Below are 12,424 nucleotides of genomic sequence, written 5' to 3'. Positions count from 1 at the left end.
CCTGGCACCACGATCTGCGAGCCCTTACGCGCAGAGGTCGTAGGAATCCTCGACCACGTAAGGGCCGCCGCCTGTCGACGCGCGCGACGAGAACAGCACGAAGCGGTCCGCCATGAAGCTGCGGCTCGGGAAGTAGCCGCGCACCGACAGATAGTCCGCGACGTCCCGGCTCGATGCATCATGCAGACGCGCGAGCGTGACATGTGGCGTGAATTTCCTGCCCTCGGGATCGAGCCCCATCCGCTGCATCATCCGCTCGAGCTCGGCTTGCAGTTCGATCAACGGCCGGCTGGGCTCGACGGCGGCAACCACCGCGCGCGGCTTGCGTCCGCCGAAGCTCGACAGGCCCTGCAATTTGACCTCGAACGGTTTGCGGTTCACCCGAAACAGCATCGTCGCGATCTCGTTGGCCCAGAGGCCGTCGATATCGCCGATGAAGCGCAGGGTGACGTGATAATTTTCGGGATCGATCCAGCGAGCGCCGGGAAGGCCACCACGCAAGCTGGAGAGGGATTGGCCGATATCGGCCGGAATTTCCAGACCAGTGAACAGACGCGGCATCGCTTTAATCCTCGATGCTTGGCGCGGGTTTTGGGAGCCCGCACCCTGTAACAAGCCCGGCGACGAATCACCGATGCCTATTTGTACCCGAGATATGTGACTCTGCGAAGCATGACCCGTTAACAGCTCGTAAACCTACGGACCCGACACGGCGCACTGCCTGCGTTTCAACTGCGTTGCCCGGATAATGCGCCGAGAAGTGCCTCCACCGTGGGCAGGATATTCTTCACAACGATGTCCACACCTTCCGCCGTCGGATGCATGCCGTCGGCCTGGTTGAACTTCTGATTAGCAGCAACGCCATCGAGGAAGAACGGATAAAGCGGTACGCCGAGGGATTTCGCCAAATCCGGATAGATCGCGTTGAACTTCGCTGCATACTCACTGCCATAGTTCGGCGGCGCAAGCATGCCGCACAAGAGCACGGCAATCTTGCGCGCCTGCAACTTTGTGATGATGTCGGAGAGCGCGGCACGCGTCACCGCGGGATCGATGCCGCGCAGGGCATCATTGGCACCGAGTTCGACGATCACCGCATCGGTTCCATCGGCGACCGACCAGTCGAGCCGCTCGCGGCCGCCGGAGGCGGTATCGCCGGACACCCCCGCATTGGTCATATCGACCTTTATCCCCTTGGCTTCCAAGGCTTTTTGCAGCCGAACCGGAAATGCCGCCGGGCCCGGGAGACCGTAACCGGCGCTCAGGGAATCGCCCAGGACCACCATCTTGATCGGTTTCACGGAGCCTTGCGCCGGGCCTTTGTCGGCTCCGTCCCCAGATCCCGGCGTCTGCGCGCTTGCCGCCGTCATCAAGCCCATAAGCAACACGAGTATGTGCACGACAATTCTCAACCGGCCCTCGACCGCAGCTGCGGAAGTGCCATATGACCGAACCATGGACAGTCTCATCGCATCCTCTTCACTGACCGACGTCGAGCCGGACACCATTGCCGTCAGGAACGTCAATCTCTCGCTCGGCACCGGCGCGGCACGGGTTCATATCCTGAAAGATATCAGCCTTCGTGTGGCAGCGGGCGAGGCGATCGGCCTGATCGGCCCGTCGGGCTCGGGCAAGTCGACCTTGCTGATGGTGATGGCGGGGCTTGAACGTCCTGACAGCGGAGAAGTGGTCGTCGACGGCACCTCGTTCAATGCCCTCGATGAAGATGCGCTGGCGCGCTTCCGCGGCCGCCAGGTCGGCATCGTGTTCCAGTCGTTCCATCTGATCCCGACCATGACGGCGCTGGAGAATGTCGCGGTGCCGCTCGAACTTGCCGGCAATCCCGATGCGGCTGCGCGCGCCGCGCAGGAGCTGCAATCGGTCGGGCTCGGCGAACGGCTGCATCACTATCCGACGCAGCTCTCCGGCGGCGAGCAGCAGCGCGTCGCGATCGCGCGCGCGCTGGCGCCGGATCCCGCGATCCTGGTCGCCGACGAGCCGACCGGAAATCTCGACGAGGCGACGGGCAAGCAGATCGTCGATCTGCTGTTCACCAAGCACGCCGAGCGCGGCATGACGTTGGTGCTGGTGACGCATGACCTCGCGCTCGCGCAGCGCTGCGATCGCGTGGTGCGGCTGCGCTCCGGCCGCATCGACGGACAATCCGCCACATGAGCATTGCGTCCGACGTCGCGGTGCAAGTCCGTACCCAGGGCCGCGCGTCGTCGCTTGCCTTCCGTTATGCGCTGCGCGAACTGCGCGGCGGCCTGCGCGGGTTCTATGTCTTCATCGCCTGCATCGCGCTCGGCGTGATGGCGATCGCCGGTGTCGGCTCGGTCGCCGCGAGCCTCGGCGACGGCCTGTCGCGCGAGGGCCGCACGCTGCTCGGCGGCGACGTCGCGTTCTCGCTGATCTCGCGCGAGGCCAAGCCCGACGAAGTCGCGTATCTGCGCACCCGCGGCGAGGTCTCGGTTGCGGCCACGCTGCGCGCGATGGCCCGCAGTGGCGACGGCAAGCTGGCGCTGGTCGAGCTCAAGGCGGTCGACGGCAAATATCCGATGCTCGGCGAGCTGACGCTCGAGCCCGGCATGCCTATCGCCGATCTGCTCGCCGAGCGCGACGGCGTTTTTGGCGCGGCTGCCGATTCGACTTTGCTGGCGCGGCTCGACCTCAAGCTCGGCGACCGCGTCACCATCGGCAGCGCGACCTACCAGATCCGCAGCGTGGTGGCGGCCGAGCCCGACAAGCTCGCCGGCGGCGTCGGGCTCGGTCCGCGCTTCCTGATCAGCGAAGCCAGCCTGCGCGCCACCGACCTGCTGCAACCCGGCAGCCTGGTACGCTGGATCTACCGGGTGAAGCTGCCCGACGGCGCCAACGACGATCGCGCCACCACCGCGCTGATCGACGGCGCGCGGGCCGCGGCGCCGGAGGCCGGCTGGGAGGTCCGCAGCCGCAGCAACGCCTCGCCGCAGCTCGAACGCACCATCAACCGCTTCACCCAGTTCCTGACCCTGGTCGGCCTTGCCGCCCTGCTGGTCGGCGGCGTCGGCGTCGCCAACGCAGTGAAAAGCCATATCGACCGCCGCCGCGACGTGATCGCCTCGTTCAAGGCGCTCGGCGCCACCGGCCGCGACGTCTTCACGATCTACTGCACCCAGGTCGTGGTGCTGGCCGGAATCGGCTCGGTGATCGGGCTTGCGCTCGGCGCCGCGCTGCCTTTCGTCATCGTCGGCCTGTTCGGCAAGCTGCTGCCGCTGCCGGTGGTGCCGGCGCTGCATCCCGACGAGCTCGCGCTCTCCTTCATCTATGGCCAGCTCACTGCGCTGGCGTTCGGGCTGTGGCCGCTCGGCAGGGTCCACGACGTGCCGGTCGCCGCGCTGTTCCGGGAAACCGTCACCAGCGAGTGGCATCGCCCGCGCTGGAGCTATCTCGCGCTGATGGCCGTGGTGATCGCATTGCTGATCGGCGTTGCGATCGGGCTGGCCTATGACAAGCGGGTCGCCACCGTGTTCGTCGCCTCGTCGATCGCAGTGTTCCTGCTGCTGCGCGGCATCGCCGAGATCCTGATGGCGGTGGCGCGGCGGCTGCCGCGCAGCCGCATCACCATGCTGCGGCTCGCGATCGCCAACATCCACCGGCCGGGCGCGCTGACGCCTTCGGTCGTGCTGTCGCTTGGGCTCGGGCTCGCGGTGCTCGTCACCATCACCCAGATCGACGGCAATCTGCGCCGGCAATTCCTGGCCGCGCTGCCGGAGCGGGCGCCGTCGTTCTTCTTCATCGACATCCCCTCCACCGAGGCCGACCGCTTTGCCGCCTTCCTGGGTCAGATCGCCGCCGGCTCAACCGTCGAGGACGTGCCGATGCTGCGCGGGCGCATCGTCGCCGCGCGCGGCGTCAAGGCCGATCAGCTCAAGTCGTCGGTCGATTCGGAATGGGTGCTGCAAAGCGACCGCGGCCTCACCTATACCGGCGAGATTCCCAAGGGCTCGAAGATCGTCGAGGGCGAATGGTGGGGCCCGGACTACAGCGGACCTCCGCTGGTCTCGATGGAGAAGAAGATCGCCGACGGCCTCTCCCTGCAGATCGGCGACGAGGTCGTGGTCAACGTGCTCGGCCGCGACGTGCCGGCGAAGATCGCCAATCTGCGCAACATCGACTGGCAGGGCCTCGGCATCAACTTCGTGCTGGTGTTCTCGCCGAACGCCTTCAAGGGCGCGCCGCACAGCCACGTCGCCACCCTGACGGAGCCGCATGCAAGCTCGACCCAGGCGGGCGCTGACGACGATGCGCGCATCATCAAGCAGGTCGCCGATGCGTTTCCGATGGTGACGAGCGTGCGGGTCCGCGAGGCGCTGGAGACGGTCGGCAGCGTCGTCAGCAACCTCGTGCTGGCGATCCGCGGCGCCAGCGCCGTGACGCTGATCTCGGCGATCCTGGTGCTGGGCGGCGCGCTCGCGGCCGGGCACCGTCACCGGGTCTATGATGCCGTGATCCTCAAGACGCTCGGCGCGACGCGGCCGCGATTGCTCGGCGCTTACGCGCTGGAGTATCTGATGATCGGTTTTGCAACCGCGATCTTCGGCGTCATCGCCGGTTCGGTCGCGGCCTGGCTGATCGTGACGCGGCTGATGACGCTGAGCTTCATCTGGCAGGCCGGCAGCGCCGCGCTGGTCGTGCTCGCCGCGCTGGTCGTCACGGTCGGGCTTGGGCTGGCCGGCACGCTGCTCGCGCTGAACCAGAAACCGGCCTCGGTGCTGCGGAATTTGTGACAATATGTAGCGGCGAAAGCGCCGTTTTTGCCTATCATGCTAGGCCAGAGCGACATTCGGCCGCGCGTGGAAGCTTGCGTCGGATGTGTTAATTTCCCACATACCAAACGGGTCGGATGGCCGGCTGAATGACACGGAATTAATGTTCCGCAAACCGAGCCATCTGAGATAGATTTACGACCGGCGCCGCAAATCCCTTGCGCTCCACCGGGACCAACCACGGGAATTCGACCATGTCGGACCTAGACCGCAATTACGCTTCTCCTTTCGGCCGGGCCGCCGGGCGCATTGACGCTGCGGCCGTCGACGCCGGTCTGCGCGCCTACATGCTGCGCATCTACAACTACATGAGCATCGGCCTTGCCATCACCGGCCTGGCCGCGCTCGGCGTCTACATGGGCGCGGTGACCACCGACCAGTCGGCCGCGGTCGCCAAGTTCGGCAACGCCTATCTGACGCAGTTCGGCTACGCGATGTTCGTGAGCCCGCTGAAGTGGCTGTTCATCCTCGCTCCCTTGGCGATGGTGTTCGTCATCTCGGCCGGCATCAACCGCTTGCAGCCCGCGACCGCCCAGCTCCTGTTCTGGGTGTTCTCGGCGCTGATGGGCCTGTCGCTGTCGTCGATCTTCCTGGTGTACACGCACACCTCGATCGTGCGCGTGTTCTTCATCACCGCGGCGACGTTCGGTGCGCTGAGCCTGTACGGCTACACCACCAAGCGTGACATGAGCGGCATGGGCTCGTTCCTGTTCATGGGCCTGATCGGCATCATCATCGCGAGCCTGGTCAACCTGTTCCTGGCGAGCTCGGCGCTGCAGTTCATCGTCTCGGTGGTCGGCGTGCTGGTGTTCGCGGGCCTCACCGCCTGGGACACCCAGCGGCTGAAGAACGACTACATCTACGGTTACGCCTCGCAGGGTGGCGTGATGGCAGAGCGTGCGGCGATCACGGGTGCGCTGTCGCTCTACCTGAACTTCATCAACCTGTTCACGCTGCTCTTGCAGCTGCTCGGCCAGCGCGATTAACCACCTCGAGCAAGGCAACCGATCGAAGCCCCGGCCATCTGGCCGGGGCTTTTCTTTTCGGCGGGCCGAATGGCGTAGCCCGGATGGAGCGGAGCGCAATCCGGGACTCCTCCATCCGCGGTTACAACGGCCCCGGATTGCGCTCCGCTTCATCCGGGCTACGAAGCCGCGGCCTTGCCACGCCTACACCAGCGACAGCTTGCGGTCGATCGCGAGCAGCACACGTTCGAGTTCATGGCCACGGCGCAGGATCAGACCGGTCGCCGAAATCACGCTGTACATGCCTTGCTTGCGCGCCAGCCGGGGATCCTTCTCGATCCGGTAGATCGGCATTTCCGACGCACGCCGGAACACCGAGAACACGGCGCGGTCCTTCAGAAAGTCGATCGCGTAGTCGCGCCACTCGCCGTCGGCGACCATGCGGCCGTAGAGATTGAGGATGCGGTTGAGCTCAAGTCGATTGAATGTCACGCGGTTGGGCTGGGGGGTCGCGGCGACGGGACGCGCCGCGGCGCGACTCCCGCTCGGATCAGTGTCCTCCGAGATCAAACTCATCGAGCGCCTCCTGTCATCTCGGTGACGGCGGAACCCGAATGCCGTCCACCCTTCGGGATCGTCACGAGAGTGACATGATTGCGCTAAGCGATGGGCCCTGCAAGGGGCCATTCGCAACGCAACCAGGCCTTAACCACTATTGGACGCAACGGATTGTCCGAAAAACCAGAGAGTCACGGGAACGTTAGCGGAATCATATTGCTGCCCCACTTCCGCCAATCGCCCGCCCCGCTGCCTTGCGAAAACAAAATCCTGCGTTGGCCCGGTCCTTTCGGTTCCGGATTCCTCAGCCCCCAGCCCCCCGGGGCCGTCGGGATCGGGCCTGTTCGCAGGGGAGTCAAATCCCAACACTGGGCCAACGAAAGTTGGTCCTTTTTGTTTTTGGGACCTACGGCATAGCGCACGATCGAGACGCAGGCGCAAAGCCTCGCGTCCTTCCTTTCAGCACATCACTGGATGCACGTTCGCTGTCGCTCGGCTGCGCGACAAACCATGCGACGCAAGCGCGCCCCGTGAAGCTTAGTGAAGCGAGGTGAACGCGGCGCCGAGCATCGGGCCCGGCTTGTCGCGATTGCCGTCCTGGACGTACACCGCCGCGGCATCGACGCCCTCGCGCGTGATGTTCTCCAGCGGCACCGTCCAGCTCCCGGACGACCCGTTCCAGTCACCGACCTTGAGGAGGTTGCGCACCACATTGTGGTAGGTGATCTCGCGGCCGCGGTTCTCGCCGCGCGCGATCGAGATCGGCACCGACTTCGAGATCGAGCAGATCCAGACTTCGCCGCGCGATGCGGCGGGCGACTTCGATGCCGCGACCGACACGTTGATCTGCTTGCCGGTCAGCGTCATCGTCACCGGCACCGACATCACGCTGCCGCCCTTCTCGGTATCCTTGATCGCGCTCTCGATGCCGGCGCGATCGCTGCCGATCACATGCGCGGAGCCGTTGATCACGGCCTGCGGCGTGTAGACATCGCGATCGCCGCGCATATGCGAATAGGCTTTCTGACGCGCGCTGAACCGGGAGTCGGCCAGCGTATCCTTCCAGCCGAGATAGTCCCAGTAGTCGATCGGCATGCTGAGCGCGATGACGTTGGGGTCCTTCGCAAGATCACCGATGATCTTGTCCGCGGGCGGGCAGGACGAGCATCCCTGCGAGGTGAAGAGTTCGACGACAGCACGCGGATCGGCGTGAGCGGGGCGGATGATTGCGACGATCGCGCAGATACCGAGCGCACTGGACCATCGCGAGATAGAATTATAGGCCATCATCGCTGTCATACTGCGAACCAGTCGTGATGATTTCCATCCGTAATTGTACGGAGCATGAAGTCTGTCCCTGAACTTGCGTGCCCCAAAACGCGAGAAAGCGGCCTTTTCATAGGCCGCCTTCTTTTTGGTCGCTACTCACTAAGCGGTGAGCCACCGATCACAAATCCGCGTTGAGGCATGGTCCCTCGCGGCAAACGCGAGGGGTTTGCGCGGAGACCAGACTCCAACAAACGGCCCTTAGGCCGCGAGTTTGCGCAGCACGTAGTGCAGGATGCCGCCGTTGCGATAGTAATCGAGCTCGTCCAGCGTATCGATGCGGCAGAGCAGCGGGACATCCTTCTTGGCCCCGTCGGCGGAGACGATCTCGGCGGTCAGCGTCTGGCGCGGCTTGAGATCGCCCTGCAGGCCGCGGATCGTGACCTTCTCGTCGCCCTTGAGGCCGAGCGAGGACCACGACGTGCCGTCCTGGAAGGTGAGCGGCAGCACACCCATGCCGACCAGGTTGGAGCGGTGGATGCGCTCGAAGCTCTGGCAGATCACCGCACGCACGCCGAGCAGGCGGGTGCCCTTGGCGGCCCAGTCGCGCGACGAGCCGTTGCCGTACTCGGCGCCGGCGAACACCACCAGCGGCACGCCCTCGGCCTGATACTTCATCGCGGCGTCGTAGATCGACATCTGCTCGCCGTCCGGCCAGTGCTTGGTCAGGCCGCCTTCCGGAATATTGCCGTCGGCGCCCTTCAGCATGAAGTTCTTGATGCGGATGTTGGCGAAGGTGCCGCGCATCATCACTTCATGGTTGCCGCGCCGCGTGCCGTACTGGTTGAAGTCGGCGGGGCGCACCTGGTGCTCGCTGAGGAACTTGCCGGCGGGCGAGGTCAGCTTGATCGAACCGGCCGGCGAGATGTGGTCGGTGGTGATCTTATCGCCGAACATCGCCAGGATGCGGGCGTCGACCACGTCGGTGACCGGATCCGGCTGCTTCTTCATCCCTTCGAAATAGGGCGGGTTCTGCACATAGGTCGAACCCATGTTCCAGCGATAGGTCTCGCTTTCGGTGGTCTTGATCTTGCGCCAGTTGGTATCGCCCTTGAACACGTCGGCGTACTTCTTCTTGAAGATCGTCGCGGTGACGTACTTCTTCATGAAGGCGTTGATCTCCTTGGCGGTCGGCCAGATGTCCTTGAGGAACACCGGCTTGCCGTCCTTGCCGATGCCGATCGGCTCGACCGCGAGGTCCTTGGTCACGGTGCCGGCGAGCGCATGCGCGACCACCAGCGGCGGCGAGGCGAGGTAGTTCGCCTGCACGTCCGGCGAGACGCGGCCTTCGAAGTTGCGGTTGCCGGAGAGCACGGCGGCGGCGACGATGCCATTCTCGTTGATCGACTTCGAGATGTCTTCCGGCAGCGGCCCGGAATTGCCGATGCAGGTCGTGCAGCCGAAGCCGACCAGGTTGAAGCCGACCTTGTCGAGATCGGCCTGCAGGCCGGAATTGGCAAGATATTCCGCCACCACCTGGCTGCCCGGCGCGAGCGAGGTCTTCACCCACGGCTTGGCCTTCAGGCCCTTGGCGGCCGCCTTGCGCGCGAGCAGGCCGGCGCCGATCAGCACGCTCGGGTTCGAGGTGTTGGTGCAGGAGGTGATTGCGGCGATCACGACATCGCCATGGCCGAGATCGAAGTTGCGGCCCTCGACCGCGAAGCGCTTCGATTCACCCTCGGGCTTCTTGTACTCGTTGACCAGCGCGGTCGCGAAACCGGTCGACACCGCCGGCAGCGCGATCCGGCCTTCGGGGCGCTTCGGTCCGGCCATCGACGGCACGACGTCGGCGAGGTCGAGCGTCAGCGTGGTGGTGAATACCGGATCGGCCGACTTGGCGGTGCGGAACAGGCCCTGCGCCTTGGCGTAGGCCTGCACCAGCTTGACGCGATCAGCCTTGCGGCCGGAGGTCTTCAGGTAATCGATGGTCGCGGCATCGACCGGGAAGAAGCCGCAGGTCGCGCCATATTCGGGCGCCATGTTGCCGATGGTCGCCTTGTCCGCGACCGAGAGATAGTCGAGGCCGGGGCCGAAGAACTCGACGAACTTGCCGACCACGCCGAGCTTGCGCAGCATCTGGGTGACGGTCAGCACCAGGTCGGTCGCGGTGACGCCTTCCTTGAGCTGGCCCTTGAGCTTGAAGCCGACCACCTCGGGCAGCAGCATCGACAGCGGCTGGCCAAGCATGCAGGCTTCCGCCTCGATGCCGCCGACGCCCCAGCCGAGCACGGCGAGGCCGTTGACCATCGTGGTGTGCGAATCGGTGCCGACGAGCGAGTCCGGATAGGCGACCTCGAAGGTGCCGGTCTTCTTGCCGACCGTCATCTTCTCCTTCTTGGTCCACACCGTCTGCGCGAGATATTCGAGATTGACCTGGTGGCAGATGCCGGTGCCGGGCGGCACCACCGAGAAGTTCGAGAACGCCTTCTGGCCCCACTTCAGGAACTCGTAGCGCTCCTGGTTCTGCTTGTATTCCTCGGTGACGTTCTTCGCGAACGCCTTGTTGTCACCGAAGAAGTTGACGATCACCGAGTGATCGATCACGAGATCGACCGGCACCAGCGGGTTGATCTTCTCGGCATCGCCGCCGAGGTTCTGCATCGCGTTGCGCATCGCCGCGAGATCGACCACGGCCGGAACGCCGGTGAAGTCCTGCATCAGCACGCGCGCCGGACGGAATGCGATTTCATGCTCGAGCTGGCGCTTCTTCAGCCACTTCGACACCGCAACGATGTCGTCCTTCTTGACGGTGCGGCCGTCCTCGTTGCGCAGCAGGTTCTCCAGCAGAACCTTCATCGAATACGGCAGCTTCGAAATCCCCTTCAGTCCGTTCTTCTCTGCCTGGGGCAGGCTGTAATAGACGTAGGACTTGCCGCCGACCTTCATGGTCTTGCGGCATTTGAAGCTGTCGAGCGAGGTCATGCGAGGAATCCCAATTTTCAGTTATACCCGGCAGGGGTAACTACGAGGGTAACTAAACACCGGCGACCAACACGGGCCAAGGGATGGCCTGGATGGCTTGCGGCCGCCGATTGTGTGTGCTGCATCAAGTTCCGGGCTTATAGAACCTTTCTAGAAGCACCGCCACACCGACAAGCGTGCGACAGCGTTGCGCGACCCAAAAATTCTCACGCGGTAGCGAAAGATTTCAGAGGGCTGTGACAAGACAAACCATGCAGCTCTCCGGACGAAATCTGAAATGCGTGCGCGGCGGACGCGAGGTGTTTTCCGGCCTCGACCTGTCGGCTGCGGCCGGCGAGGCGCTCGCCATCACCGGCCCCAACGGCGCCGGCAAGACCTCGCTGCTGCGCGTGCTCGCCGGGCTCCTGGTTCCGGCCGAGGGTTCGGTCGCGCTCGAAGGCGGCGACGCCGAGCTCAGCCTGCCCGAGCAGGCCCACTATCTCGGCCACCGCGACGCCCTTAAGCCGGCGCTGAGTGTTGCGGAAAATCTTTCCTTCTGGCGGGAATTCCTCGGCGGCGAGACGCAGGATGCCGGCCGCTGCCTTGCCGCCGTGGCGCTCGACCACGCCGCGCATCTGCCGGCGGCGTATCTTTCCGCCGGCCAGCGCCGCCGCCTGTCGATCGCCCGCCTGCTCTCGGTGCGGCGGCCGGTCTGGCTGCTGGACGAGCCGACCTCGGCGCTCGATGCCGCCGGACAGACGCTGTTCGTCGGCCTGATGCGCGACCATCTCGCCAGCGGCGGTCTGATCGTCGCGGCGACCCATCTGCCGCTCGGCATCGATGCGCGCGACCTGCGGATGGGAGGCGCGACATGAACCCGCTGTACTTCTCAACGCTGAGCTCCGGTCTCTCCGTTCCCTCCCCCCTTGCGGGCGAGGGCATAGGCCGCCTTTGGCGGCCGTTGACTGAAAGGACGCCGAAGCAAAGCTTCGGCTATGGAGCGGGGTGCCACACGACGGACTCTATCGATGTGCGCTTCAACGACGCACGGCCGAGATTGCGAAAGCAGCACTCCCAACAATCCTCTCGCCCGGGGCCACCCCTCTCCCCCGCCCTCCCCCGCAAGGGGGGAGGGAGCGCAGCGAGTACGCGGCGAGATTTCGGGAGCTTCCTGCAGAGTGGATTTCTTACATGACCGCGCTGGGCGCATTGATCCGCCGCGATATCCGGATCGCGCTGCGTGTCGGCGGCGGTGCGCTGATCGGGGTGCTGTTCTTCCTCACCGTCACGGTGCTGATGCCGTTCGCGGTGGGGCCGGATTTGGCGCTGCTGTCGCGGCTCGGCCCTGCCATCCTCTGGCTCGGCGCACTGCTGGCGAGCCTGCTCACCCTCGACCGGCTGTTCACGGCCGACCACGAGGACGGCTCGCTCGACCTGATCGTGATGAGCCGGACGCCGCTGGAACTCGCCTGCGCGGCCAAAGCGCTGGCGCATTGGCTTGCCGCCGGCCTGCCGCTGATCATCGCAACCCCGGTGCTCGGCTTGCTGCTCAATCTCGACGGCACGGCGACGCTGGCGGTTGCCGCCACGCTGCTGGCGGGAACACCGGCGCTGACTTTCACTGGCATGATCGGCGCGGCCCTGGCGGTGACGCTGCATCGCGGCGGACTGCTGCTGGCGGTGCTGGTGCTGCCGCTGTCGATCCCGGTGCTGATCTTCGGCGTCGCGGCCTCGCAGGCGGCGCTCTCGGGTCCCCTCCCCTTTGAAACACCGTTCTCGATCCTGTGCGCGCTGTCGCTGGCGAGCCTCGTGATCGGCCCGTTTGCCGCTGCCGCGAGCCTCCGGCACGGGCTGGACTGATCAAAT

The 12,424-nt window shown here is 65.2% G+C and carries 10 protein-coding genes; 5 read left to right on the top strand and 5 right to left on the bottom strand.

Annotated elements, in window-relative coordinates; translation table 11 throughout:
• Window positions 1-24: 24 nt before the first annotated feature.
• Entirely contained in the window at window positions 25-561 is a 537-nt protein-coding gene (gene thpR, locus ACVW17_RS08820; protein WP_456751519.1) for an RNA 2',3'-cyclic phosphodiesterase, read from the bottom strand.
• 167 nt (window positions 562-728) lie between these two features.
• Window positions 729-1,400 carry an arylesterase gene (locus ACVW17_RS08815; RefSeq protein ID WP_456756378.1) on the bottom strand — a complete coding sequence of 224 codons (672 nt, stop codon included), beginning with the start codon at window positions 1,398-1,400 and terminating at the stop codon, window positions 729-731.
• A 55-nt stretch (window positions 1,401-1,455) separates the two neighbouring features.
• On the opposite strand from ACVW17_RS08815, the gene ACVW17_RS08810 reads away from it, so the two are divergent.
• From ACVW17_RS08810 to ACVW17_RS08800, 3 genes are all read left to right on the top strand, one after another.
• Window positions 1,456-2,175, top strand: a complete 720-nt coding sequence (locus tag ACVW17_RS08810; protein ID WP_456751518.1) for an ABC transporter ATP-binding protein — start codon at window positions 1,456-1,458, stop codon at window positions 2,173-2,175.
• Entirely contained in the window at window positions 2,172-4,769 is a 2,598-nt protein-coding gene (locus ACVW17_RS08805) for an ABC transporter permease (protein WP_456751517.1), read from the top strand. Before ACVW17_RS08810 ends, ACVW17_RS08805 begins: the two co-directional genes overlap by 4 nt.
• A gap of 233 nt (window positions 4,770-5,002) precedes the next feature.
• Window positions 5,003-5,794, top strand: a complete 792-nt coding sequence (locus tag ACVW17_RS08800) for a Bax inhibitor-1/YccA family protein (RefSeq protein ID WP_021078796.1) — start codon at window positions 5,003-5,005, stop codon at window positions 5,792-5,794.
• Window positions 5,795-5,977: 183 nt separating this feature from the next.
• On the opposite strand, the gene ACVW17_RS08795 is transcribed toward ACVW17_RS08800, so the two are convergent.
• The 3 genes from ACVW17_RS08795 to acnA form a co-directional block, all read right to left on the bottom strand.
• Window positions 5,978-6,349: a DUF2794 domain-containing protein gene (locus ACVW17_RS08795; protein WP_456751516.1), complete on the bottom strand. Its 372-nt coding sequence runs from the start codon at window positions 6,347-6,349 to the stop codon at window positions 5,978-5,980.
• Window positions 6,350-6,868: 519 nt separating this feature from the next.
• On the bottom strand, window positions 6,869-7,630 hold the full coding sequence (locus ACVW17_RS08790; protein WP_456751515.1) for a DUF1223 domain-containing protein: 762 nt from the start codon (window positions 7,628-7,630) through the stop codon (window positions 6,869-6,871).
• A gap of 228 nt (window positions 7,631-7,858) precedes the next feature.
• A complete protein-coding gene (acnA, locus tag ACVW17_RS08785) occupies window positions 7,859-10,579 on the bottom strand; it encodes an aconitate hydratase AcnA (protein ID WP_456751514.1) in 2,721 nt (906 codons plus the stop codon).
• Between the two features lie 251 nt (window positions 10,580-10,830).
• Here acnA and ccmA point away from each other — a divergent pair, with 251 nt between their 5' ends.
• Together ccmA and ccmB are read left to right on the top strand one after the other, a co-directional pair.
• Window positions 10,831-11,433 (top strand): heme ABC exporter ATP-binding protein CcmA, encoded by a 603-nt coding sequence (gene ccmA / locus ACVW17_RS08780; protein WP_456751513.1) that lies wholly within the window; start codon window positions 10,831-10,833, stop codon window positions 11,431-11,433.
• Between the two features lie 316 nt (window positions 11,434-11,749).
• Entirely contained in the window at window positions 11,750-12,418 is a 669-nt protein-coding gene (gene ccmB, locus ACVW17_RS08775) for a heme exporter protein CcmB (protein WP_456751512.1), read from the top strand.
• Window positions 12,419-12,424: the final 6 nt, after the last annotated feature.

Source organism: Bradyrhizobium sp. USDA 4473 (assembly GCF_054063335.1).
Note: the sequence above shows the minus strand (reverse complement) of the source record. Positions and strands in the feature narration are given on the sequence as shown.

Excerpts from the sequence above, each read along its gene's own strand:
- ccmB (WP_456751512.1), top strand. The coding sequence starts at position 11,750 with ATGACCGCGCTGGGCGCATTGATCCGCCGCGATATCCGGATCGCGCTG.
- ACVW17_RS08800 (WP_021078796.1), top strand. The coding sequence starts at position 5,003 with ATGTCGGACCTAGACCGCAATTACGCTTCTCCTTTCGGCCGGGCCGCC.
- ccmA (WP_456751513.1), top strand. The coding sequence starts at position 10,831 with ATGCAGCTCTCCGGACGAAATCTGAAATGCGTGCGCGGCGGACGCGAG.
- ACVW17_RS08795 (WP_456751516.1), bottom strand. The coding sequence starts at position 6,349 with ATGAGTTTGATCTCGGAGGACACTGATCCGAGCGGGAGTCGCGCCGCG.
- acnA (WP_456751514.1), bottom strand. The coding sequence starts at position 10,579 with ATGACCTCGCTCGACAGCTTCAAATGCCGCAAGACCATGAAGGTCGGC.
- ACVW17_RS08790 (WP_456751515.1), bottom strand. The coding sequence starts at position 7,630 with ATGACAGCGATGATGGCCTATAATTCTATCTCGCGATGGTCCAGTGCG.
- ACVW17_RS08805 (WP_456751517.1), top strand. The coding sequence starts at position 2,172 with ATGAGCATTGCGTCCGACGTCGCGGTGCAAGTCCGTACCCAGGGCCGC.
- ACVW17_RS08810 (WP_456751518.1), top strand. The coding sequence starts at position 1,456 with ATGGACAGTCTCATCGCATCCTCTTCACTGACCGACGTCGAGCCGGAC.
- thpR (WP_456751519.1), bottom strand. The coding sequence starts at position 561 with ATGCCGCGTCTGTTCACTGGTCTGGAAATTCCGGCCGATATCGGCCAA.